Source organism: Sodalis sp. RH20 (assembly GCF_047324205.1).
Taxonomy (GTDB): domain Bacteria; phylum Pseudomonadota; class Gammaproteobacteria; order Enterobacterales; family Enterobacteriaceae; genus Acerihabitans.
This window is the reverse complement of the sequence record NZ_CP178733.1, coordinates 5,728,848-5,752,267: the sequence shown is the minus strand read 5'-3', so window position 1 is coordinate 5,752,267 and position 23,420 is coordinate 5,728,848. Positions and strand designations below refer to the sequence as shown.

18 protein-coding genes, 1 tRNA gene and 2 pseudogenes are annotated in these 23,420 nt (G+C 55.3%); 9 read left to right on the top strand and 12 right to left on the bottom strand.

Annotation, left to right across the window (positions count from 1 at the left end; translation table 11 throughout):
- Window positions 1-65: 65 nt before the first annotated feature.
- Window positions 66-791: a DUF2884 domain-containing protein gene (locus tag ACL2XM_RS26260; protein ID WP_413721431.1), complete on the bottom strand. Its 726-nt coding sequence runs from the start codon at window positions 789-791 to the stop codon at window positions 66-68.
- A gap of 28 nt (window positions 792-819) precedes the next feature.
- Entirely contained in the window at window positions 820-1,539 is a 720-nt protein-coding gene (gene trmB, locus ACL2XM_RS26255; protein ID WP_410013556.1) for a tRNA (guanosine(46)-N7)-methyltransferase TrmB, read from the bottom strand.
- A 169-nt stretch (window positions 1,540-1,708) separates the two neighbouring features.
- On the opposite strand from trmB, the gene mutY reads away from it, so the two are divergent.
- The 3 genes from mutY to mltC are packed head-to-tail and all read left to right on the top strand — an operon-like array spanning window position 1,709 to window position 4,207.
- Window positions 1,709-2,812, top strand: coding sequence for an A/G-specific adenine glycosylase (mutY, locus tag ACL2XM_RS26250; RefSeq protein ID WP_413721432.1), 1,104 nt, complete (start codon window positions 1,709-1,711; stop codon window positions 2,810-2,812).
- Complete coding sequence (locus ACL2XM_RS26245) at window positions 2,812-3,084, top strand: oxidative damage protection protein (protein WP_162366945.1); 273 nt, start codon at window positions 2,812-2,814, stop codon at window positions 3,082-3,084. Before mutY ends, ACL2XM_RS26245 begins: the two co-directional genes overlap by 1 nt.
- Window positions 3,085-3,142: 58 nt before the next feature.
- The gene (gene mltC, locus ACL2XM_RS26240) at window positions 3,143-4,207 is read left to right on the top strand and encodes a membrane-bound lytic murein transglycosylase MltC (protein WP_410013554.1); all 1,065 of its coding nucleotides are present in this window, start codon (window positions 3,143-3,145) and stop codon (window positions 4,205-4,207) included.
- A 43-nt stretch (window positions 4,208-4,250) separates the two neighbouring features.
- On the opposite strand, the gene ACL2XM_RS26235 is transcribed toward mltC, so the two are convergent.
- Window positions 4,251-6,407 (bottom strand): ornithine decarboxylase, encoded by a 2,157-nt coding sequence (locus tag ACL2XM_RS26235; RefSeq protein ID WP_413731959.1) that lies wholly within the window; start codon window positions 6,405-6,407, stop codon window positions 4,251-4,253.
- Window positions 6,408-7,399: 992 nt separating this feature from the next.
- Here ACL2XM_RS26235 and ACL2XM_RS26230 point away from each other — a divergent pair.
- The 4 genes and pseudogenes from ACL2XM_RS26230 to ACL2XM_RS26215 all read left to right on the top strand — a co-directional run bounded on the left by ACL2XM_RS26230 (window position 7,400) and on the right by ACL2XM_RS26215 (window position 8,938).
- Window positions 7,400-7,475: transfer RNA gene (locus tag ACL2XM_RS26230), tRNA-Phe, on the top strand.
- Window positions 7,476-7,968: 493 nt separating this feature from the next.
- Window positions 7,969-8,148: pseudogene (locus tag ACL2XM_RS26225) on the top strand (Arm DNA-binding domain-containing protein); the annotation flags it as partial.
- A 183-nt stretch (window positions 8,149-8,331) separates the two neighbouring features.
- Window positions 8,332-8,709: a hypothetical protein gene (locus tag ACL2XM_RS26220; RefSeq protein WP_413729468.1), complete on the top strand. Its 378-nt coding sequence runs from the start codon at window positions 8,332-8,334 to the stop codon at window positions 8,707-8,709.
- An 85-nt stretch (window positions 8,710-8,794) separates the two neighbouring features.
- Entirely contained in the window at window positions 8,795-8,938 is a 144-nt protein-coding gene (locus ACL2XM_RS26215) for a hypothetical protein (RefSeq protein ID WP_413727698.1), read from the top strand.
- 245 nt (window positions 8,939-9,183) lie between these two features.
- On the opposite strand, the gene ACL2XM_RS26210 is transcribed toward ACL2XM_RS26215, so the two are convergent.
- The 3 genes from ACL2XM_RS26210 to ACL2XM_RS26200 form a co-directional block, all read right to left on the bottom strand.
- Window positions 9,184-9,651: a hypothetical protein gene (locus ACL2XM_RS26210; protein WP_413731957.1), complete on the bottom strand. Its 468-nt coding sequence runs from the start codon at window positions 9,649-9,651 to the stop codon at window positions 9,184-9,186.
- A 593-nt stretch (window positions 9,652-10,244) separates the two neighbouring features.
- Window positions 10,245-10,676 (bottom strand): DUF29 domain-containing protein, encoded by a 432-nt coding sequence (locus tag ACL2XM_RS26205; RefSeq protein WP_413727696.1) that lies wholly within the window; start codon window positions 10,674-10,676, stop codon window positions 10,245-10,247.
- 121 nt (window positions 10,677-10,797) lie between these two features.
- Window positions 10,798-10,962: a hypothetical protein gene (locus ACL2XM_RS26200; RefSeq protein WP_413727695.1), complete on the bottom strand. Its 165-nt coding sequence runs from the start codon at window positions 10,960-10,962 to the stop codon at window positions 10,798-10,800.
- Between the two features lie 706 nt (window positions 10,963-11,668).
- Here ACL2XM_RS26200 and ACL2XM_RS26195 point away from each other — a divergent pair.
- Together ACL2XM_RS26195 and ACL2XM_RS26190 are read left to right on the top strand one after the other, a co-directional pair.
- Window positions 11,669-12,388, top strand: coding sequence for a hypothetical protein (locus ACL2XM_RS26195; RefSeq protein WP_413731955.1), 720 nt, complete (start codon window positions 11,669-11,671; stop codon window positions 12,386-12,388).
- Entirely contained in the window at window positions 12,381-13,034 is a 654-nt protein-coding gene (locus ACL2XM_RS26190) for an RES family NAD+ phosphorylase (protein ID WP_413727693.1), read from the top strand. Before ACL2XM_RS26195 ends, ACL2XM_RS26190 begins: the two co-directional genes overlap by 8 nt.
- Before the next feature lie 61 nt (window positions 13,035-13,095).
- Here the strand turns inward: ACL2XM_RS26190 and srlR are convergent.
- The 6 genes and pseudogenes from srlR to ACL2XM_RS26160 all read right to left on the bottom strand — a co-directional run.
- A pseudogene (gene srlR, locus ACL2XM_RS26185) lies at window positions 13,096-13,203 on the bottom strand (glucitol operon DNA-binding transcriptional repressor SrlR); the annotation flags it as partial.
- A gap of 37 nt (window positions 13,204-13,240) precedes the next feature.
- Window positions 13,241-14,899, bottom strand: a complete 1,659-nt coding sequence (locus tag ACL2XM_RS26180; protein ID WP_413731953.1) for a ShlB/FhaC/HecB family hemolysin secretion/activation protein — start codon at window positions 14,897-14,899, stop codon at window positions 13,241-13,243.
- Between the two features lie 3 nt (window positions 14,900-14,902).
- A complete protein-coding gene (locus tag ACL2XM_RS26175; RefSeq protein ID WP_413731951.1) occupies window positions 14,903-20,062 on the bottom strand; it encodes an MBG domain-containing protein in 5,160 nt (1,719 codons plus the stop codon).
- A 353-nt stretch (window positions 20,063-20,415) separates the two neighbouring features.
- Window positions 20,416-20,814 carry a YybH family protein gene (locus ACL2XM_RS26170; RefSeq protein ID WP_413721438.1) on the bottom strand — a complete coding sequence of 133 codons (399 nt, stop codon included), beginning with the start codon at window positions 20,812-20,814 and terminating at the stop codon, window positions 20,416-20,418.
- Complete coding sequence (locus tag ACL2XM_RS26165; RefSeq protein ID WP_413721439.1) at window positions 20,811-21,668, bottom strand: alpha/beta fold hydrolase; 858 nt, start codon at window positions 21,666-21,668, stop codon at window positions 20,811-20,813. Before ACL2XM_RS26165 ends, ACL2XM_RS26170 begins: the two co-directional genes overlap by 4 nt.
- Before the next feature lie 4 nt (window positions 21,669-21,672).
- Window positions 21,673-22,938: a cytochrome P450 gene (locus ACL2XM_RS26160; protein WP_410013541.1), complete on the bottom strand. Its 1,266-nt coding sequence runs from the start codon at window positions 22,936-22,938 to the stop codon at window positions 21,673-21,675.
- Between the last annotated feature and the right edge of the window lie 482 nt (window positions 22,939-23,420).

Here is a 23,420-nt window from a genome sequence, read left to right as displayed (position 1 = left end):
ACGGTGTGCAGCCTATACGCCGGCGTTGGCAGGCAGGCCGCGATTGCAACCGTCCGCCGGGCGCGTTATTCCGGCAGGGATTTCAGCAGGTCGCTGCGCTGGCGCTCCAGATGGGTCACCCGCTGGCAGACCTGATCGCCGAATTGCTTGAATTCCTGCTCCTGGTTGCTCCACTCCGCCTGAATGGCTTTTTGCAAGCCGCCCAGATTGCCCATCACCGACTGCAGCGGGCTGTTGCCGGTGGCGGCGTTCATCGTCTGCTTAACGCCCATCTCGTTGAGGCTGTCCTGCACCACGCCGCCCATGCTTTGCTGCACGATGCGCTGGCCGTCCTGCTGCACCTGATCAATGGCCTGATGATGGAAGGCCAGTCCTTCGCTGCGATGCTCCAGAATGCGGTTCATCTGCTGCTTCAGCTGTTTATCAAGCGTGGTCAGCCGGTTACGCACGTTGCTGTCGCTGCCCAACTGCTGCACGATAACCCTGTCCAGCGCCACGCGGCCTTTCTCCAGATGAGCCTGGGCGCCGTTGTCAATCCAGGGCAGCTGTTGACGTATCTCCGCCTGGTAATCCACCGCCTGCTGGCGCGCCCGCGCATCCAGCGCCACCTGCTGGCCGTTACGCACCACGTCGCCGTTGCGGCTGATGGTCACGTTGCCGCTGGCGCCCACCACCTGCACGGTCTGCGCGGTGATAAAGATATCGTCCTGCGGTTTTACCTGGCACTGATAATCCGCCTGCGCCTGCCAGGCGGTTAACATCAAGATACCCAGAACTGCTTTGCGCAACATACGTTCTCCTGAAAATAAAGGTCAAACATCAGACACTTTTTTCGAACATTAAATCCCAAACCCCGTGGCCTAATCGCTGGCCCCGCTGCTCGAACTTGGTTAACGGCCGGAATTCGGGACGTGGGACGTAGTCCCCTTGTTCGGAAAGATTATGGAAATGCGCCACGTCGCTCATCACCGCCAGCATATGCTCGGCGTAGGGCTGCCAGTCGGTGGCCATATGGAACACGCCGCCGGCCCGCAGCTTGCGCCGCACCAGCTCGGCAAACGGCGTCTGCACGATGCGCCGTTTATTATGACGGGCCTTATGCCAGGGATCGGGAAAGTAGAGTTGCACCAGGGCCAGGCTCTCGTCCGGGATCATATGCTCCAGGACTTCAATGGCGTCGTGACACATCACCCGCAGGTTGCTGATGCCCGCTTCGCGCGCGCTCAGCAGGCAGGCGCCGACGCCGGGCAGATGCACCTCGATACCCAAAAAATCCTGTTCCGGATGCGCCGCCGCCATCTCCACCAGCGACGCGCCCATGCCGAAGCCAATCTCCAGGGTGAGCGGCGCCTCGCGCCCGAACAGGGACGCCGGCGCGATCGGCTCGGGCCGGTATTCGACGCCCATGGCCGGCAACAGCGTATCGATTGCCAGCTGCTGGCCTTTGGTCAGGCGACCCTGGCGGCGCACAAAACTGCGGATGCGGCGCAGCGGCCGTCCCTGGTCGTCAAATTCATGGGAGATAACGTCATTGCTCATAGTAGTTTCGTTTTAGGCAAATTGATTGGCAATCGCGCATTATGCAAAGATAGCGTTGATTAGCAAGTGGCCGGTACCGGAAAGTTCCTGTTTACAGTATGGCAACTCTGTGCTGGAATCGCTGCCTGATATTTCGAGCCAAGACCTGCCGGAGAGTAATACCCCACCGATGAGACAAGCGCAACTGTTCGCGCAACAAGTGCTGGAATGGTACCGGCGCTTCGGGCGCAAAACACTTCCCTGGCAGCAGGACAAGACGCCGTACAAGGTCTGGCTGTCGGAGATCATGTTGCAACAAACCCAGGTCGCCACGGTTATCCCTTATTTCCAGCGCTTCATGGCTAAATTTCCGACGGTCGGGTCGCTGGCGGCGGCGCCGCAGGATGAAGTGTTGCATCTGTGGACCGGGCTGGGCTATTACGCCCGCGGGCGTAATCTGCACAAAGCGGCCCAGCTGATTGCCGACCGGCACGGCGGCGTCTTCCCCACCGCTTTTGCAGACATCACCGCCCTGCCCGGTATCGGCCGTTCTACCGCCGGCGCGATATTATCACTGGCGCTTGGCCAGCATTATCCTATTCTTGATGGCAATGTGAAACGTGTTCTGGCGCGTTATTTTGCCGTCGGCGGCTGGCCCGGCAAAAAAGAGGTCGAGCAGCGGCTGTGGAGCCTGAGCGCGGAAGTGACCCCCGCCGAGGGCGTCGGGCAGTTCAATCAGGCCATGATGGACCTGGGCGCGCTGGTGTGCACGCGCACGCGGCCGAAATGCGAGCTGTGCCCCCTTAATACCGGCTGCGAGGCCTATGCCGCCCACAGCTGGGCGCTCTATCCGGGCAAGAAGCCGCGCCAGGCGTTGCCGCAAAAAACCGCCTGGTTCCTGATGCTAAAGTCCGGCCAGCGGATTTGGCTGGAACAGCGCCCGGGCGCCGGCCTGTGGGGCGGATTATTCTGCTTCCCGCAGTTTACGCAACGCGGGGAACTGGCGGCCTGGCTGCAAAGCCGCGGCCTGGATATCGATCAGGGCGAGCAGTTGACGGCGTTTCGCCATACCTTCAGCCATTTCCACCTGGATATCGTCCCGGTGCTGTTAAATACGGACGGCGCGCAGCGCTGCATGGATGAAGGCGCCGGACTCTGGTATAACTTAGCGCAACCGCCATCGGTGGGACTGGCCGCGCCGGTCGAGCGCCTGTTGCTGCAAGCGGGTAAATTGCCGGCAGGCGCGCCACGGCCACCGGTCTTGGGCCATCCCGCCAACAAAGAGGAACAATAATGAGCAGAACCATCTACTGTACTTTTCTCAAGCGAGAGGCCGAAGGCCAGGATTTCCAGTTTTATCCGGGCGAGCTGGGCAAACGCATCTTTGACAATATCTCCAAGGAAGCCTGGGCGCAGTGGCAGACCCGGCAGACCATGCTGATTAACGAAAAAAAACTCAGCATGATGAACGTCGCCGACCGTAAAATACTGGAACAGGAGATGATTAAGTTTCTGTTTGAAGGCCAGGATGTGCATGTCGAAGGGTACACGCCGCCTAAACCATAATGATAGATGAGCGCTCGCAGGCCCATTATGCCTTTCTTGTCCTGACACGGCCCGTAAGATGAAGAAAATTGTAGCATTGCTGGTGATTGCGCCCCTGTTGTTCTCGTGTTCCAGTCATAAAACCGAAGACAACGAGGCCTATGTTAAAGATACCAATGGTTTTGATATTCTTATGGGGCAGTTCGCCAATAATATTGAGAATATTTGGGGCATCAACGAGGTCCTGATTGCCGGACCGAAGGATTACGTTAAATACACCGATCAATACCAGACCCGCAGCCATATTAATTTTGACGCCGGGACCATTACCATCGAGACCATTGCCGGCGATCCGGCGTCGCATTTGCGCCAGGCGATTATCAGCACGTTGCTGATGGGCGACAACCCCGGTTCCATCGATCTCTATTCCGACGTCAATGATATCCAGATCAGTAAGCAGCCCTTCCTGTACGGCCAGGTGGTGGATAACAACGGCGATCCCATCCGCTGGGAATGGCGCGCCGCCCACTTTGCCGATTACCTGCTGCAAACCCGGCTGCAGCAGCGCACGTCCGGCCTGCATCAAATCTGGTCGGTGACTATCCAACTGGTGGCTAACCACCTGGATAAACGCGCCCATAAATATCTGCCGATGGTGCGTAACGCCTCACAGAAATATGGCGTGGATCAGTCGTTGATCCTGGCGATTATGCAAACCGAATCCAGTTTTAACCCCTACGCGGTCAGTCATTCGGATGCGCTGGGCCTGATGCAGGTCGTCCAGCACAGCGCCGGACGCGACGTATTCAAAATGAAGGGCAAATGGGGCCAGCCAAGCCGTAGCTACCTGTTCGATCCGGAAAACAACATTGATACCGGCACCGCCTATCTGGCGCTGCTGCAGTCCAGCTACCTGGCGGGGATTGTCAATCCCACCTCCCGGCGCTATGCGGTGATTACCGCCTATAACGGCGGCGCGGGCAGCGTGCTGCGGGTTTTCTCCAGCGACAAGAACCGCGCATTCTCGGTCATCAACAACCTGGATCCGGATGAAGTTTACCAGAAACTGTCCACCCAGCACCCGTCCGCGGAGTCGCGGCGGTATTTGTATAAGGTGAGCAGTTTACAGAAACACTACCGCTAAGTGATAAACCCCTCCGCGGCCCGATAACGCGGCCGCCGGGGGGCTAGTTGCCGATAACGTGGCCGTACAGGCGCTGTAGGCCATCCTCTCCCCGCACCGCGTAAACCCCCTGCAGTTCCGGCGAAAAGCCCGGCAGCAGGTTTAACCCCTCCTCCAGCGCCAGGAAATAGCGCTGCGCCGCGCCGCCCCACACTTCGCCGGGCACCACGCACAGCACGCCCGGCGGATACGGCAGCGCCCCTTCGGCGGCAATACGTCCTTCCGCCTTGCTCACCGGCACCAGTTCCACATCGCCGCGCACAAAGGCCATGTTGGCTTCCTGGGGATTCATCGCCACCTGGGGCAGGTAGTCATGGCGGAACATTTCCCGCTGCAGCTGCTTCACATCGAAGCTGACATACAAATCGTGCATTTCCTGGCACAGGCGGCGCAGGGTATATCCCTGGTAGCGGTCGGGATATTTTTCGCAGATGCTGGGCAATACGTCGCTCAGCGGCGCATCCTGTTCGATATAGCGCTCGAATTGCACCAAGGCCGCCGTCAGCCGGCGCATTTTCGGCGCGTCTTCCGCCGGCGTCAGCAGGAACAGGATCGAATTGAGATCGCATTTTTCCGGCACGATATTATTTTCGCGCAGATAGGTGGCAAGGATGGTGGCCGGTATCCCAAACGCCGAATAATTCCCGCTCACCCGGTCGATGCCGGGCGTGGTCAACAGCAGTTTGCAGGGATCGACAAAGTACTGGTTTTGGGTGTAACCGCTAAAGGCATGCCAGGACTCTCCCGGCACAAAATTAAAGAACCGCACGTCATGGGCCATGGCGTCGGTGTCGTGATCCTGCCAGCGCCTGCCGCCGACGCGATCGGGGATAAACGGCTTGATAAGGCGGCACTGCGCCAGCATGTCCTTGCGGGTATCGATGCCAAGCTTAACGCAGTCCAGCCACAGGCGCCTGCCGGCGGCCCCTTCGTGCATTTTGGCATTGATTTCCAGCGCGGCGAACAGCGGGTAAAACGGACTGGTGGACGCATGAAGCATAAACGCGTTGTTGAAACGCTTATGGTTGCAAAAGCGCTTCTGCCCTTTGATATGCGCGTCTTTTTTATGGATTTGCGACGTTTGCGAAAAGCCGGCCTGCTGTTTATGCACCGACTGGGTAACAAAGATCCCCGGGTCATGTTCATTGAGATCAAGCAGCAGCGGCGAACACTGCTCCATCATCGGGATAAACTGCTCGTAGCCAACCCAGGCGGAATCAAACAGAATGTAATCGCACAGATGGCCGATTTTATCCACCACCTGGCGGGCGTTGTAGATGGTGCCGTCATAGGTGCCAAGCTGGATGACCGCCAGGCGGAACGGACGCTGCTGCGCGGCGCGCCAGGGAGCGATTTCCTCCACCTGGCGGCGCAGGTAACGCTCGTCAAAGCAATGGGCGTCGATACCGCCGATCAGTCCGAACGGGTTGCGCGCGGTTTCCAGATAGACCGGCGTCGCCCCCGCCTGTATCAGGGCGCCGTGATGAACCGATTTATGGTTATTACGATCAAACAGCACCAGATCGCCGCGGGTCAGCAACGCGTTGGTGACGACCTTATTGGCCGACGAGGTGCCGTTCAGCACAAAATAGGTTTTATCCGCGTTAAACACTTTGGCGGCAAATTTTTGCGCTTCCTTCGCCGAGCCTTCATGGATCAGCAGATCGCCCAATTTAACATCGGCATTGCACATATCGGCGCGAAACATATTCTCGCCGAAAAATTCGTAAAATTGGCGCCCGGCGGGATGTTTGCGGAAAAACTGGCCGCCCTGGTGGCCCGGGCACGCAAAGGTGCTGTTGCCCATGGCGACATATTGCGTCAGGGTATCAAAAAACGGCGGCAGCACGCCCTGCTGGTAGCGCGCGGCGGCGGCTTCCAGTATCGGCCCGTGGTCTTCCGCGCCGCTCAGGATAAGCAGGCCGGTCTGCGGCGGCAAGGCGACATCAGCGGCGTGCTCCCCGCTCTCCACGGCGATAAAAGCCGGAATCGACAGCCCGGTATTGCGCAAAATGCTGAGCACGCCCGCGCGCGCGTCCGCCACGGAAACGACCAGGGCCGCGACATCGGTAAAATCGGTGCTATCCAGCGGCACGATGTCCCGCGCGGTAGACAAACGATCGGCAAAGGCCGCACTGGCCGCTATTTTTAATAATTTCATGTCACCAATCCCAAAGGTTAAGGATGAGTGTATGTGCCTGAGAGCACGCGATGGGAGAACAACGTATCTTCCCGCATAAGATGTCTTCGCTATTTTCGGTTGTAAAAACAGCGCGTTATCGGAAATACTGGTATTAACAGCGGCCGATAAGCATCAGTAAAAGCAGAGCCAATCTCTGTTTTTACGACTGCTTAACAGGAAGCCGGGATATACCCTCACCGCATGGTGAGCAGGGGTGTACTTCGGAGGCGAAGATCGTTTGGGCAAATATCGGATAACACCAGGCATTGATGCCCGACGCTATAACGCAGCAGCATGGAATGTATCATACCGGCGGCTCCCAAAGACCTTGCAGCAGTGATAAGAGAAATTTGCGCAATAATTGCATTTTTTTACGCCGGGTTCAAGCAAAAATATTGCCAATAAGCAAAAGCAAATTTGATATTAACCATATGATAAACAATAAATTTATATTATTCAGTTAAATTATGACATATCTTATTTCTCCACCGCCTTAAAGTCATCGCGTTATACGCCCATAACCCGGGCTCCAGCGAAGGAAAATGCATGGATAAAGTCTTCCTGTACCTGGCCTGCTTACCTGCCTCATCCGCCATCCCATAAGAAATACCGCGGCCCCTGGCCCGTCAGCGCCGGCCAGGATGGTGTGATTGACAATAAACAGCGCTTCAACTTTTTCCATTCGCCAACCAGGCATGATCATAATGACCAATAAAATACGTTTATCGCCACGTATAAATACCGGCGCCATAATGAGAAATAGCCTTAGCGTATTTTTGCTATAGAAAATAATGAAATAATCGCATCCGGAAAAAGGGCGCTATCACGTATTACCCTGGTTTTTTACGCCGCCACCCCGGATACGCCCGCGGGCGGCACAACGCTGACTGCGTGAAAACTCGCCGATCGAGCGGATAAAGATGATAAAGCCGTTGACGTCATCCCGGCGATACGGTTTAATGCGCCCCGTTGCCCGGATAGCTCAGTCGGTAGAGCAGGGGATTGAAAATCCCCGTGTCCTTGGTTCGATTCCGAGTCCGGGCACCATGATTTAAAGAAACCAGCCTAACGGCTGGTTTTTTGCTTTCTGGCTTACGGACTCTCCATCGAACCGAGTTCGATAACTCGCCTCATCCCTGAGGCTCGCCCTGCGGGCCAGCGCTAAAGCGCTGTGCAAAAACGCTCCCGGCGTTTTTGTCCGAGTCCGGGCACCATTTTTGATTAAACCAGCTTAGCAGCTGGTTTTTTGCTTTCTGGCATCGGGACTCTCCATCGAACGGCGTTCGATGACTCGCCTCATCCATGAGGCTCGCCCTGCGGGCCAGCGCTGACGCGCTGTGCAAAAACGCTCCCGGCGTTTTTGTCCGAGTCCGGGCGCCACTTCTTCTTTTTTATGCTTTCTTATGAATCCCTATGGTATTGCAATTCAATAAGTTGGCGTAAAAACCCTTTCCGATACGTTTTGATTTATCCCTAGGTATCCGGAAAATGTGGGGTCAAATTGCGGGTCATTCAGTTCGATGAATGGAGAGGCCCTCACATGGCTCTGACTGACAGTAAAATCCGCGCTGCAAAAATCTTGGTAAAATCCTACAAACTCACCGATGCCCACGGTCTGTATCTACTGGTATCCACCAGCGGCTCGCGTCTGTGGTATTTCCGCTACCGCTTCGGCGGCAAAGAATCCCGCCTGGCCTTAGGCACCTATCCGCAGGTAACCAATTAACACTAGCGGAGGCCCGGTCAAAGGCCTCCGGACTGATGCCGCCCAGATGGTTGTGTCGGCAAGTACGGTCTTTCAGCTCATATCTTAATTTTCACGCTGTCTGAACAACAGGTAAGTATGTCCGGTTCAGAAATCAACTGGTATACTGAGGCATTAAAAAACCCATAAACTATTGATATGCCAGTATACCTTTCAGATAATTTTATTGAATTCCCCCATGGTGACTTTACAGCGCATCGCTTTGACTTTTGTATAGAGACACATAATTTCATTGTGTTGTTTGCCGAGGTGATAACCTCAGATCCTGAGTATCACGACTACCGAAGTGATGAAGCCGGATTTAAAATTCCCACACGTTGTTATGACGTAAAATTTGACCGGCTCGAAAATTTTGAAAGCGGCAATTTTTATGAACTGCCATCCAAAAGCCAGTGTTCCAGAAGGCTAAATTTTACCGACGAATTAGCGGAAGCGCTGGAAACAATCATAACGCTACATCACAACGTTTATCGAGCCAGGGCATACCTTGCAGTTGCAGAGACGCCGAAGCTATAACGCTTCTATGACCGTGTTTTACAGCAATCGCCACATGATGTAGTATATGAAGTGAACGCCGGACTTGGCGAAGGAGGAATGGGTTATGCACTCAAAACACGATATTTCAACCATTAAACGGATGACAATGGCCGAGCGTAAAGCTGAAGCCATGCGCCAGCTTAAGGCTTCTTTTGAACGTGCGGCAGGCAATGGCACGTTGCGTAGCCGTGATGCAAACGCCGGTTGACTATACGCTTGCGCTGAAACCTGCTACAGCGTGTTTTTTATACCTGCTTTTTGTTAATTCCTTCAGCACCGGGCATTACCCTTAAAATTATATGCCACTAAGCGGGTCAATCTGCGGATCTTGGCAACGGGGGGAGGAAAAATTTATGATGGAATACAAATCAATAGTGAACTAAAATGTTACCGAGTCCGGGCACCATGATTTAAAAAAACCAGCCTAACGGCTGGTTTTTTGCTTTCCACCATTCAGTATTCCGGAACCCTGTTTACTTCCTCGATAAATTTTATCCCGTCTACGGTGCGTATCCAGCGCGGCGCGCGCAGTTCATCGGCGAAATACACCACCAAATCAAACAGCAGCCCGGCCAGTACCGGCTCCATCTCCGGCGATAATTTACGCTCCGCCAACAACCGCGCCAGCGCCTGGCCGTACCCGCAGAGCAGATCGGCATCGGGTTCAAAGCGAGGGGTGGTCATGGGCAGGTCATCCACGGTCAGGCTTGCCATCAGATGAGGCGGAATGGCATCGTCCAACGTGGACCGCAGCTGCGCCAGGCAACAGTCAAGCCGTGCGCTGAGCGCCTGGCGCTGCGCCGGATCGTCGCTTTGCAGCAAAGCGTCGGCCAGGTTTTCACAATGGCCGGCCAGAACGGTGAAATCAGTGGTTGAATCGAACGGGATGGAAAGTAACGCGTGAGTGGGGATCGTAGCCATAGGGCGGCCTCCAGTGAGTAACGAATTACTTCCACTACCGGAGAGGCTAATCTCGCGGGTGGTGGAACCGGACGGGGTTAGCCTTACCGGCCTCACTGACACCGGCGCGTCTTGCGACGCCCCCGCCCGGCCCACCATTGAAAGGTAGCCGAACGCACGACACAAAAAAAGCGCAAACGCGCCTTATGTCGTCAGTGAAGTTATGCAGGAGGCTAATCCCGGCGCCTGATTTTGCAGGCGAGGCTAAAAGATACCGTTAACGGCGATTAACCGCAAGTGATTTTCAGGCAAGAGAATGGTTGTTAAAAATCCATTTAACCATTGTTTATCATATGATTATGTTTGAAACATTCAAGCTGCCTTTTTCGCCGTTATCTCGGAAGTGGGAATGTCCACGATCCCAGGGCCAGTCCATTGCCAATAGTAGCCTGTCCGTCAAAACCGGGTAGGATCACTCCAGTTCAACCTTTATAATACGGCCATTCAAGGGAGATTTTTTCAGTACTCGTTAACAGAAACGCCGGTTAAAACCGGCGTTTCTGTTAACGAGATAATAATTATGCAAAGCAGTAAAAATGACCGTTACCTGGCAATCATTCCGGATAAAACTCCGGGTCCATAAATTGTTCAAAAGACCAGGGGCAAGAAGATGGGAAAACGGTGCGCTTGATATTGGTTTCACGCTCCGCGCTGATCACCGCATCGCCGTAGGCATCTTCGATAATTTCCGGAAGATGATGTTTGAGGCTGGGGCTTTTTTTCAGGCGTCGCTCAATCTTACGGCGCTGCTCCTCAATGGTCAGTTTCCAACTCCGTCCTTGTCTTTCCGCCTGGAACTGCCATTTCAACAGGTGGATGAATAGAACTTCAAGACGAGACTCAAGCTCATTTTCCGCACTTGTTCCCATCGACTCAATTTCCTCAAGCAAATTTTTGGTATCCAGTTCGGCGAGACGACCTGAACGCAATAAACCTGCCTGTTCCTGAGTCCAGCCATAAAAGTCACTGTCATAACGGGTTGTCATAGTTACTCCCCTGAATTTCAGGATATTCTGCGGATACCCTGAGTTTGTCAGAGAACAATGCGCCAGTCAAAACCGGTGCATAGGTTTAAAATTAATCAATATTCCACCCTACCTGCTGCTCTTACGTCAAACGCCGTGCGCTGAGCGCCTGGCGCTGCGCCGGATCGTCGCTTTGCAGCAAAGCGTCGGCCAGGTTTTCACAATGGCCGGCCAGAACGGTAAAATCAGTGGTCGAATCGAACAGGATGGAAAGTAACGCGTGAGCGTGAGGAGGGATCGTTGCCATAGGGCGGCCCCCAGTGAGTAACGAATTACTTCCACTACCGGAGAGGTCAATCTCATAGGTGGTGGAACCGAACGGAGTTGACCTTACCGGCCTCACTGACACCGGCGCATCTTGCGACGCCCCCGTCCGGCCCACCATTGAGGTGTAGCAGAACGCACGACATAAAAAAAGCGCAGACGCGCCTTATGTCGTCAGTGAAGTTATGCAGGAGGCTAATCCCGGCGCCTGATTTTGCAGGCGAGGATAAAAGATACCGTTAACGACGATTAACCGCAAGTGATTTTCAGGCAAGAGAATGGTTGTTAAAAATTCATTTAACCATTTTTTATCAAATAGTTACCTTAGAAATATTTAAGCTGCACTATGCTCCGTATCTCGGCCCCGTTATCTCGGCAGTGGGTTGCCGATATCGGCATGGCGGCGATCGCTAAACACAGAAGAATTCATTTCTTCATCTAGACATGAGTGCGAAACGTGTTCCTGATTAACCACTGTTCAACCATCCCTGTAAATAATTTTATCCTATTATCCTTATGATTATATTAGTATAATTGTGGGTAGTTGCAATACTGGGCGCACGCTTACCCAGCAGATGCAACAACCGGCAAAATCACTGTCTCCCCCTTGTGTATATGGCATATTATCGGAATGTTGTATATATTGTAGATATCAGATATATAGTTAAACTATCACAAGGAGTCAGATCATGATCACACGAGAAAAAGGCTCTTCTTTTAAAGTCATGGCAATCCCCGCAGACAATATCTCGTACTTTAAAACTGATGACGGACATGCTGACATGACTATTACAGTGCCGGACTTCTATGATGACCAGGAAGATCAGACAGAGCTGTACTATGTACTGAAGCGTCCTCCATCCATTGATGACGTAACCTTTAAAATTGCGCTTGATGCCGCTTTCCGTGCCGTAACCGGGATGAGCCAACGTCCCAAGACCTCACAGACAGCAACCGCTTCAGTAAAGGTTAAGACCGGAGGCAGGCAAAGGAGCGCAGGGACAACCAACACAGAACGTCTGGAGAAACTTAAAAAGATCATCCTGAATGACAGCGAGTGGCTACCTGCCCAGGAAGTTTCACGCCGAGGGGGAGCCAGTGCCGATGTGAAAAACCCCAGCGGGTTACCAAATCGCTGGAAGCGGGCCGGAAAGATTTTTGCCATAACATCGGAAGGTAGGGACCTGTATCCGGCTTATGCGCTGGATATCGGTGGACAACCCCTGCCACTGATGAAAAAGATCATAGAACTGTTCGGGGAAACAAAAACACCATGGTCTCTAGCCGCTTGGTTTGGCACCCCCAATAGCTGGCTGGGTAATAAAAAACCCAAAGACCTCCTGACCTCAGCGCCGGAGCGGGTATTGGAAGCCGCATTACGGGCTAAGGAGGGGCCTGTCCATGGTTAAAAAAATCAAAATCCCCGGAAAAACCGATATCCTTTCGGCCAGGCTGACAACCTGGCCGAAAGGAAAAATCATCGAGCGCATCCACCCATCGCAGTTTGGTGCGACAGAATTTAACCCGGGAAAAGGCAAAAGTAGGTTCAGTCCCATTATAGACAGCGAAGGCAATAGCATCCCGACATTGTACGGTGGGGAAAATCTGCCGGTCGCACTGATGGAGACGGTGTTACATGACCTCCCCTCACCCTGCGAAGATGCGCCTGTAGAGCTATCCACTCTGGACCAGCTTGCCCGCAGCCAGATTTCTTCCAAAAAAGATATTCAGCTTGTTGACCTAAACCCCCGGTTCATGAAAAAAAACGGCATCACGCAAGGCGATTTGCTCGGCTCTTCCGCAGATAACTACCCGGAGACGCGTAGATGGGCCGAAAAAATCCATGGCGACAATCCTAAGGCTCAAGGACTTCAGTGGCCTTCCAAACAGCACGGCGATAAGGCCATTATGTTGTTTGGAGATCGCGTAGATATCCACGATCTCGACGTTACTATTGATTCCGAACCTGCCGCAACGTCAGCAGGCGTTAATAACGAACTCACCGTCCTAGCCGATGAAATGGCTCTGGTTCTTGTCCCCAGACATTTCACATAGATAATACAAAACTACGCGTGAATAACAATATCATGACGATTTAGAGATGCTTTAACGGAATATTCACCGCCGTCAGATTGCAGACCACATCAGGGCTTTTGCGGCCAAACTTGGAAGATCGCACCAGCGGAATCCGCTGCTGCGCGGCGTTGCGCATTGCCTGGCTGACGCCGCGCAAAACCCGACTTACGGCGTAACGCTAATCGTCAAAACGAACGACTAACCCGCGCCCACACCCGCGGCGTACGATCCACGTCGCTTTGCGCATCGGCATTACCCAGCTTCCATGCCGCGACAGCCATCAAATGCCAGTTGCCGGCAGACAATGTCGAGCCCACGCCCGTAGCGGAAAGGCTGCGGTGATTTTCGCCGTCAACCCACGTGTCTTTGTTCAGCCGCACTTCGCCATGGTCGACGAAGGTGAACAACTGCGCGATCTCGGTCAGGGCGTAACGCAGTTCGACGTTGGCCACATAACCTTGGTCGCCCTGTGCTTCGCCTTCTGGATAAGCCCGTACGCCATACGCGCCGCCGAGGCTGATTTTTTCGGAGGAATCAAGGTTGCCGCCGGCCCATTGGCCTTGGAGCTGACCATAAAGACTGATCCGATCCGTCAGGCGCTGCAGGCGCACGACGCTGGGATTGATCTTCTGAAAGGTGCCGCGAGTCTTGGCAGTTTGATCGTCCAGCACTTTGTCTTGCTGGTTATCCAGCGTCAGGTTGCCTTGGCTCCAGGCCAACGAGAACGCATTCGAACCGCCACCCAAAAAATTGTCGCGGGCGGTGCCGTTGAGGCTGGCGGTCACGACATGCGAGTGTTTGTTGCTTTTGTAGTCGTAAAGATCGATGTCATCTTTTAAGCGTTTGTCATCGAATTGCAGTTGCGCAGTCAGGATGAAATCCCGGGTGCGAATCAATGGCTGCTGCACAAACACGCTGGCAATCTTCGCGTTGCCAGAGGCATCAAGATGGTCAAAATTCTTGGCCAGCTGATAATTCATGTCCGAGTAAGCGACGCCGATTTGCGTCGCCCACGGACCGATCGGCAACTGATACGCCGCCCGGTAGTAACGCTGATCTTCATCAGAGCCCATAATCCGCATGCTGGCCTGATCGCCAATGCCCAACGGGCTGGCGAGGTTCAGCGTGCTGCCAAGTCGGTATTCACCGGTGAAGCGGTTGCCATAGTTATCCAGATCCACTTGGCCCGACACCATCGGCGCCGAGCGGGCATCGACCACCAGGTCGCTGGCGCCCACGGCTGTGCCGGGTTTCAGCGTGGACCGGACTTCGACGCCGGGGGTTTCCTGAAGCAACAGCAGACTGCGTTCCAGGGTGCCGGCGCGCACCGCTCCACCGTTTTTCAGCGCGTGAAGCGGTACCGCCAAAGTGCCGTCGCTGATGCGCGACGCGTTTTTGAGCGTCACTTCGCCAAAATGACCTTCGAGCACGGCGATGGTGACGATGCCATTTTCCACGTCCTGGGCCGGCAAATAAGCCCGCGCCAACGGGTAACCTTTGTGTCGGTAAAACAGGGTGATACGCCCGGCAGCCGCCTGCAACTCACTAAAGCTGACCGTGCGATTTCGCAGGTCGGCCAACAATGGCAGCAGATCGGCGCTGCCGATTGCCTGATTGCCGGTCAACTTGAATTGCGCGACCTGCATTGTCGGCCCGCTGGTCGTCGGGTTGGTGTCCGGCTTGTCGGGAAGGTTCAGATCCAGCGTCTGGCGCGGCGGTAACGCCGGCGGTTTCGTTTGGATCTCACGGATCGATTGACCCGCGTCCGGCGCAATTTCAGCCTTGGCCGCACCCGCAGTTAACGTCAGGAGAGCCAGGGCAATGGGAGTAAGGCGGATACGCATGAATCAAAGTCCTTCTGGAAGGCGCAAGCCTTGCTCAATTACGCTATAGAGGTTGTCGGACGGCAGTTGCACCGCCAGAGGCGTGGTGGGGGTCGGCAATTTACGCAGAGGCTTGGTGGTTGCCGCCGCTACGTTTTCGGGGGCGCTGAGCAATTGGAGTAGCACCTCCAGAGACGTAGGGGGTGACGGCAATTCGTGCAGCGGCGTGGTGGGCGCCGCCGCTACGTTTTCGGGGGGGCTGGGTAATGGGTTTAGCGGCGTTACACCGATATTGAACACACCGTCAGTGAACGCGATGGCGTAATTGCTGTTGTTCAGCGTGCCTTGTTCAATCCTGTATTGACCGACGGTTTCGCCCGCACTGCGCGTCAGATTGCCGTTGAGGTGGTCACCGTTAACCAGATTGCCATTGGTGGTCCACGTCAGTGCCGGATCGCTGGCGTTGACGATTTTGCCAAGGTTGTTGGCGGTAACGACCAGGGCGCGGGGATCGACGGTCCATTGGCCATCGGATGTTTGGGTCACGGTGTAGTTGCCATTGGCGAGGACCCCCTGCACGCTCAACACATAGGTGCCGACGTGGGTGGTGTCGCTAATGCCTGTGCTGCTCAAACCGGTCAGTACCGATACACCTTGGCCGTTGACCAGGCCGCTGGCGCTTAGGGTCGGCTGGACATGAGTAGCGCCGTACGTTGAGCTACCGCTGTTGACCGCCACGGTGATGTTTCTGGCATTGACTGTCCAGCTGCCATTGATGCGTTGATCGATCACGTAGTTACCGTTGCTCAGCGTACCGACCACATGCAGCACGTTGCTGCCTGCGTTATCGGCGCTGGTGATGGCGAAATCGTTGCTCAGACCCAGTCCGCTATCGAGATCACCATTAACCAGGCCCGTGACGCTGATGCCCGGTTTATCCGGGGTGACATCGCCGTACGTTGAGCTGCCACTGTTGGCCGCCACGGTGATGTGTCTGGCATTGACTGTCCAGCTGCCATTGATGCGCTGATCGATCACGTAGTTACCGTTGCTCAGCGTACCGACCACATGCAGCACATTGCTGCCTGCGTTATCGGCGCTGGTGATGGCGAAATCGTTGCTCAGACCCAGTCCGCTATCAAGATCACCGTTGACGAGGCCCGTGACCCCGATGCCCGGTTTATCCGGGATGGCATCGCCGTACGTTGAGCCGCCGCTGTTGGCCGCCACGGTGATGTGTCTGGCATTGACGATCACGTTTCCGGTGTTCGCGAGTGCGACCAGGTAACCACCCAAACCGCTTAACGTATTTTGGATTTCCTGGATGGCGTAACTGCCCACATTTGCGGTAGCCGCCGTTCCCATCGAAGACATCGCTAACGTGCCGGCCACCACGTTAGCCAAGGTATCGGCGGCGAATGCTCCTGCGACACCGGCACTCACGCCAGAGGTGGTATACGCAGAGCTGACGTCTACCTGGTCGCCGTAGGTCTTGCTGACGTTTGCCGCGGTGTAGGTGACCGTCGGTTGATAGCGGAACACGTACCGGTTGCCGATTACGGCGCTTGCTGGAAGGGTATTCATGTTGGCATTCCAGATAGCCGTATTGTTGCTGTTTAGCCCGGCAAACGTATCGGTGGTTGGGGTATTGGAATAAATCACCCAGTGGTGTCCGGCGACGGCCGAGGCGGTAACGGCGTTACTGCCGGCGTTGTTGATAAAGGCCCCCGGGGTGGACAACACCACATCTGACCCGCTGACATGCCCGCCCTGTGCGATGGTCAAATCACCTGCGACGCTCAGGGTGCTGCTGCCGACAGCGCTCAGGGATTGGTCAACAATGAAACTCCCGGCCTGGGTGAGTAGCACATCATCGGTGGCGTTCAGGCCACCGCCATCGAGGGTAAACAGCTTATTGGCGCTGTCTACGCCGCCGCTGGCCGCGTTCAAATCAGTCAGCAGCGAGGACAGTGAGTTTTCATCGCCAATGAGTACCAGCGTGTTAGCCGTCAGATTGATGTTACTGGTCGTATCCGTAACACCCTGAGTGAAGGTATTAGCCAGATTGCCGCCGCTTTGCGCGTAGGTGAACACATTCGTGTTCGCCAAGGCGCCGGGCGCGAGCAGACTGTAATAGTAACCATCGGCGCCGATGGACGAGGTACCGGCCACCGCGCCGTTAATCACGGTGGCGACTTGGCCAGCCGCATCGCTGTTTTGAGCAAAGCCGGAAATGGCTTGCGGTGTGCCGTGCGGATAGTGGGATGTCAAATAGGGGTAAAGACCGCTGGCGGTGGCCCAAACGGTATTATCGAAATCAGAAGGTAATACGCCCTGTAATTGTGCGGTGGTTAACCCGGTGACACCGGAAGCGACACCGCCGCCAATCCCAACAGCATTGCCGCTGGTCACGCTATTCCAGTAAACGTGGGTAACCGTACCAGCGGCTTGATTGTAGCCAATGGCGCCGCCAACGTTAATGCCCGCCGTCCCCCGCACTTGGCCGGTGGAATAACTGGAGGAAACAGCACTGTCGTTATAGCCTGCGACCCCGCCCACAATATTATCAGCTTGGACATTGCCGAAATTGTAGCTATTTGTGAGCGAACTGGACGTATCGTTAAGGCCAACAACACCGCCGACAAAACTGTCGCCCGATATGTTGCCCGTATTGTAGCTGTTGGAAATCGTACCCTGGTAGCTGTTGCCGGCTACCCCGCCAACACGCGTGTTGCCCGATACGGTCCCGGTGCTATAGCTGTTGGTGATGGTGGCGCTTTCGTTAGCGCCCACTACCCCGCCAACGTAGTCACCCGTACCGCCATTGACGTTGCTGGAACTGTGACTGTTTGTCACCAGGGCACTGCCGTTATAGCCGGTTATTCCGCCTGTCCAGCGGGTGCCCGTCACAGTGCCCATGCTGTAGCTGTTTGCAATCGTCGAGCGATATCCATTCAAGCCGGCGATTCCCCCGATCATAATGCCGGAGGATGACGTTGACACCGTGCCGCTGAAATAGCTGTTTAATATAGAGGAGAAACTATCGTTCATCGAGACGATACCGCCGACGTAAGATCCGCCGCTGATAGCGCCATTCACTAAACCCAGGTCCCGAACCGTTGCCCACTGATTGTAACCAAACAGCCCCGTGTAATTTGCGTACGGAGCCGTGATGGTCAAGTTCGATAGCGTATGGCCCAAGCCTTCGAAGGTGCCGGAGAAGGGTGAATCATCATCATTATCATAGCTCCCCACAATGGCGTTCGTATAGGTGACGCCACTCGCGTCCTGATTACGCGCCAAGGCGTAATGGCCGGCTAATCCGCCCGCCGCAGTTTGGTTTGTAATTGCGCTGGACGAAGCTGGATCCCCGTCGATTCCGTCGATGTCGGCCATGCTGTAAACCAGCGTGTAAGCCGAACCGTTGATGTTCAACCGCTGCCCGCTGCCTTGCGGTGCCGTGAAACTGGCCGAGACGCCATCGGCGAAACTGAGATCGCCGCTGCCGCTGCTGGCGCCGTTCCTGTTGTTATTCGTCACCAGTACCAAGCCGCCTGCACCGGTGACGGAGACGTTGGCATTGATGGCAATGGAGTGGAACGAGTCCAGCGTTAGGGTATTTGGCGAACTCCAGCTCAAGGCGGAATTAACGGAAATATCACCGGGGCCGGTTGCCGTGGAGGCCGCAGATCCACCGGTCGTGGAGGCGGTGGTGCCGGTGGTTTGCAGGGTGACGTCGGTGTTCAAGAGCGCGGCGTTGATCGTGGCCGCTGAAACGTCATCAACGATCAGGTCTTCAGGATCCACCAGCCAATCACCCGTTTTGCCTTTCGTCGCCGAGGTGCTCACCTGGATGCCAGTGAAGTCAACGCTGTGGCCGGAGGTTTCTACAGACCCGCCGTCACCGCTGTGCGTACCGCCCCTGGCCGAAAAATTGCCCCTGGCCACGGTCGTTCCGTCGGACCAAACGACAATGTCGCCGCCTTTTCCCGTGGTCCCGGCGTCAGCCTTGAGGCTGCTGCCGGCATCCACGCTGGTACCTTGTGCGTGAGCCAGGGTGCCTTTGCCTTGAGCTTCGCCGCCGATCTTAATGCCGCCGCCACCGCTGGCGCCCGAGGCATTCAGGGTGGCGGACGCGAGCGCAATGTTCTGGCCGGTGATTTGAATCGCGCCGCCCGTGCCTTGGGTTGCCGAGACATCTAAGGTGCCGGCGATGTGCGCCAGGCCGCTGTCGCCGCCGCCGAGGGAGATCTTGCCGTTCTTGTGCTGCAAGCCCCGCGCTTCAATCACACCAGTGTTGTTGACCACCGTCCTGAGCAGCGCATTGCTGGCCGCCGCGGTCATAATGACCTGGCCACCGTCGGCTTGAATCAACTGGCGGTTTTCCGCCAACGCATTCTTGGCCGCTTCATCGACCTGGACATTAAGCAAGCCATCGCCAGCGAAGTCCAACGTCACCGCCTTGCCGGCGGCCAATGCTACGGTACCCAGTTTCGCAACAATCACGCCCTGGTTGCTGACGGTGCCGCCGAGTAACGCCACGGCACCACCGTCGGCTGCGGTAATGGTGCCCTGGTTGACGACGCTGGCGTTGCCGCCATCACCCTTGAGCGCGTATTTGCCGTTGGCGAAATCCCGGTTCGAGAGAGTGAGTGTCGAAGCCACCAACCCGCCGACACTGACGGAGGCACCCTGACCAAACAGCACGCCATTGGGGTTGATCAAGAACACCCGGCCATTAGCGTTAAGTTGGCCTATGATCTTCGAACCGTCAGCACCGATCACCCGATTCAGGGCGATCGAATCAGCGCCGGGCTGAACAAAGGTCACTTTGTTGTCTTTGCCAATATCAAAACTCTGCCAATCCATCGCCATTTTTTGGCTGGACTGATTGATCGTCAGTTGATGATTGGCCGCCGTGCCAATCTGGCCGCTGCCGAGAACGACATGACCGCCGGTGGGCAAATCTGCGGCAATGCTGACAACAGGCATGCAGAAAATACTGCATGAGATCAGGGCAATGGCAAACGGTAGCGGCTTGAGCGCTCCGTTACATGGGGTTGAATGATCATCGACCTGAATCGCACCGACTTCACTGCGTTTGCCACGGCGAGTGGCAAGCTCACTGACGACCACAAAGGCATTACAGCTGTGGTTCCAGATCACGCTGAAGATGCAATTCATAGGTACTCCTTGCTTAAGCGGGTAGAAATGCATGCTGACTAAGCTGTATTAGCGCCAGAGGGCGCGCTATCGTTGACGCACATTGGAAGGGCAGACGCCGGTTGCGCCTGCATCACAAACAACGGCAGGGATGGGGAGAATCTTTATCGATAAAAACGTTTAATTACGTGGATAAGATTATTTTTGCGAGATGCGTCGAAGAGAGAGAAATCAGGCGACCAAAACCCCTTGCAAATTGACCCCGTTCGGGGATGCCGGGTGTTAACCCGCCAATTTTCTTTGTCGGCAACCTAAATACCGATGGCGCAACCGTTGTCGGCTGACTTGCGGTATAACTACACAGCCGGACCGCGCTACACCACCTGGTGCAGAGGGTCCGAGTGGTGGTGGAAAATCCGCCATTGCTCTTCTTCCCGGCGAAACAGAACCGTGACGCGCCGGCATCTTACCGTCGCATCTCTCATGTTGGTTACGCGTTCCCGCAAAATGACATAGCCGAGCATCCCGTCGTTAACGGCTGCGATGGGTTCCTCCTGATAGTCGGGCTGCCATCCCCGGTAGTTGGCGGCTGCACGGATTATCGCCGCGCAGACCGCATCGTACCCCGTGTAGAGGCCGCCGTAGGCACCCATCATGGTGACGTCCGGCGCACGGGACCACAGTTGTTGATAGGGCGTATGCTCGCCGACAAGAAGACGTCCGACGGCGGCATGCAGCTCTCCCAGGATGTCCTCCCATGATGGTGGCTTCATGGCAGTAGTCCGATGGTCTTGCGAACGAACGGCTCGACTGCGGCGCGCCAAGCCTTGGGATTGTCGAAGTGCAGTACATGTCCTGCGTCCGGCACCAATACAAACTCACCTGCCGGGAGCACATCCGCCATGCGGCGTGAACCCTCGGCGGGGAAATAACTGTGCTCCCCCGCGACCACCAGCGCCGGGCAGTGAACCTGGCTCAGCTCGGAGGTATGATCGCGGTTATTCCAGTGTGCCCGGCAGGCAAGAACATTGCGCGTACCCGCAAGGGGCCAATAACCATCCCGCCGCTCAGCGAACACCTCGACAAAATAGTCTCCTTCAGCCGGGTGCACTCGTTCGGAATGCGCGCCGATCATGTATTGACCAAAATAGTCCCCGCCGAAATAGGCGTGGATAGCGGCAATACTGTCGAATGGGACCGGCCACTCATCCAGCCATGCCTGCCAGCGTGCCTGGACATCGGGCACCACGGCGGCCATATCGCCGATAACCACGGACCGGACCAGTTCAGGATGCTTGCCCGCGAGTTGCCACGCGGTGAGCGCGCCCATGGAATGACCGATGACCACGGCAGGCGCGAGGCCATATGCATTAATCACCGCGGCGGCGTCCTCGACATGCGCGTTGCGGTCGTAGGGCCCTTCGGGCGCGTCGCTTAAGCCGTGGCCGCGGGCATCGTATCCGATCACTTTTCCATGTTCGGTCAGCCACTGCGCCGTTGTTGACCAGGTCGTTGCCCGGCCCATCATGCCGTGGATAAGGAGAATCCCTCCGCCCTGCCCGCCGAAGTCGATTGCGGCCAGTTGAGTGCCGGCAAATCCGGCAATGTTGCTGCGCTTCCAGCTCATAGGCTTATCCTCTTTTTCCTGTGTTGATCATCAGCGATGTGGGGCCATGGAATCCCAGGTTCGTATTCCAGACGGGTTCGGTTTGCTGACTCACGTCGAAGGAAGGGTAGCGCGTGAGCAGTAGAGAAAGCGCGATTTGCGTCTGTTGGCGCACCAGCGTCGCGCCGATGCAGGCATGCGGGCCGGTGCCAAAGGAAAGATGCCGGTTGGGGGTGCGGCGTAAATCAAGGGTTTCAGGGTGATCAAAAACCGCCGGATCCCGGTTCGCGGAACCGACATAGGGCAGCACCAGTTGCCCCTCCTCGATGCGGTAACCCTTGTAGGTGAATGTCGTGGCCGCCCTGCGGCCAATGTACTGCACGGGCGTACCGTATCGAAGGAACTCCTCTATCGCCAGCGGCAACTGTTCCAGATCCGCCGCCAGCGCGCGCCGTTGGGCCGGATGCTGGTGCAGCGCCCAGACGGCATTGCCAATCAGATACCTTGTGGGCTCCAGCCCTGCGAACATCAGCAGCATGCACTGCGCGGTCGCTGATTCGATATCGAACTGGAATCCCTTGCCGCTATCGCTCATTAAACGGTTAAGTATCAGATCGTCGCGGCGGGATGTTATCGCGTCACCAGCAAGCGCGCGTAAATAACGCCCGAATGCGTGGAGACTTTTCTGGCCGCGTTGTACCTCTTCCACACTCAGATCGCTTGCGCCAAACAGGTACGCGATATCATCGGACCAACTCGCCAGTTGCTCATGATCACCGTCAGCCCCGCCCAGCAGCCGCGTGATCACTATTGCGGGTAACGGACGGGCAAAATCGGCAATCAGATCGACACGGTCCCGCTCCCGCCATGCCGCCATGAGATCCCCGGCAACATTGCGGATAACGCTGGACAAGGAACCTTTGCTGAGCAACGTTGGACACGACCAGTCCAGCCGTTGTCGACGCTGCGCATGGTCATGTCCATCAAAGAAGGCTAACCACTTGCTGAGAACGGGAATCATGTCGGCAAACTGTGCTCGATCTTCGTCGGGCAACGCCAATAACGGCAAGGCGGACCGATCATTGGTCAGTCTCGGATCCGTTAACAGCGCCTTGACGTCAGCGTAGCTGAACAGCAGCCACGATCCGCCATACATCGTCGAATAGTGAATGGGCTCTTCCCGCCGAATTTTGTCGTAGTACGGATAGGGATCCGCCAACAGCTGTGGGTTGCTTAATGAGAAGTCTTTTATTTTGAATGGGTCAGTAGCACCTGAGCGATGTAATTCCATTATTAGCACCTCGTAAATAAGGCATAGACTCCTGCGAACCGTAAAGCGGCACTCCGGCGAAAATATGTTAAAAAATAGCGCCAAGGAACTTATTACATTTACTACAGATTACGTCTTCTGATTAAATTACCTCTTGTGCTAATAAAGCAAGAACACGCATGGGCCAAAATCGCCCTTATAAACCTGACTTAAATGACAAGGCCCTTCGATTTAGCTAATGAATGATAATACTTATTAACCTATTTTAATTTCGTTAGAATATTTTTATTATATATGAATTTATATATTAAATTTTTTTAAGTTTATTTATAATAAATAAAAAAGCTTCCCAACCCTCAATATCAAGACTGAAATATTCAGAATTCATTTATCTGTAAATAATATGTATACCTCAAGACAATTACCAATGAAAAAATAAGGTAATGCGATCCTCTTCAAATTTTATAAACTATTCTCTTTTAAACATAGCGTTAGCCAAGTCC

Coding starts and splice junctions, on each gene's coding strand:
- ACL2XM_RS26260 (WP_413721431.1), bottom strand. CDS start 791: ATGTTGCGCAAAGCAGTTCTGGGTATCTTGATGTTAACCGCCTGGCAG.
- trmB (WP_410013556.1), bottom strand. CDS start 1,539: ATGAGCAATGACGTTATCTCCCATGAATTTGACGACCAGGGACGGCCG.
- mutY (WP_413721432.1), top strand. CDS start 1,709: ATGAGACAAGCGCAACTGTTCGCGCAACAAGTGCTGGAATGGTACCGG.
- ACL2XM_RS26245 (WP_162366945.1), top strand. CDS start 2,812: ATGAGCAGAACCATCTACTGTACTTTTCTCAAGCGAGAGGCCGAAGGC.
- mltC (WP_410013554.1), top strand. CDS start 3,143: ATGAAGAAAATTGTAGCATTGCTGGTGATTGCGCCCCTGTTGTTCTCG.
- ACL2XM_RS26235 (WP_413731959.1), bottom strand. CDS start 6,407: ATGAAATTATTAAAAATAGCGGCCAGTGCGGCCTTTGCCGATCGTTTG.
- ACL2XM_RS26220 (WP_413729468.1), top strand. CDS start 8,332: ATGCCAGTATACCTTTCAGATAATTTTATTGAATTCCCCCATGGTGAC.
- ACL2XM_RS26215 (WP_413727698.1), top strand. CDS start 8,795: ATGCACTCAAAACACGATATTTCAACCATTAAACGGATGACAATGGCC.
- ACL2XM_RS26210 (WP_413731957.1), bottom strand. CDS start 9,651: ATGGCTACGATCCCCACTCACGCGTTACTTTCCATCCCGTTCGATTCA.
- ACL2XM_RS26205 (WP_413727696.1), bottom strand. CDS start 10,676: ATGACAACCCGTTATGACAGTGACTTTTATGGCTGGACTCAGGAACAG.
- ACL2XM_RS26200 (WP_413727695.1), bottom strand. CDS start 10,962: ATGGCAACGATCCCTCCTCACGCTCACGCGTTACTTTCCATCCTGTTC.
- ACL2XM_RS26195 (WP_413731955.1), top strand. CDS start 11,669: ATGATCACACGAGAAAAAGGCTCTTCTTTTAAAGTCATGGCAATCCCC.
- ACL2XM_RS26190 (WP_413727693.1), top strand. CDS start 12,381: ATGGTTAAAAAAATCAAAATCCCCGGAAAAACCGATATCCTTTCGGCC.
- ACL2XM_RS26180 (WP_413731953.1), bottom strand. CDS start 14,899: ATGCGTATCCGCCTTACTCCCATTGCCCTGGCTCTCCTGACGTTAACT.
- ACL2XM_RS26175 (WP_413731951.1), bottom strand. CDS start 20,062: ATGAATTGCATCTTCAGCGTGATCTGGAACCACAGCTGTAATGCCTTT.
- ACL2XM_RS26170 (WP_413721438.1), bottom strand. CDS start 20,814: ATGAAGCCACCATCATGGGAGGACATCCTGGGAGAGCTGCATGCCGCC.
- ACL2XM_RS26165 (WP_413721439.1), bottom strand. CDS start 21,668: ATGAGCTGGAAGCGCAGCAACATTGCCGGATTTGCCGGCACTCAACTG.
- ACL2XM_RS26160 (WP_410013541.1), bottom strand. CDS start 22,938: ATGGAATTACATCGCTCAGGTGCTACTGACCCATTCAAAATAAAAGAC.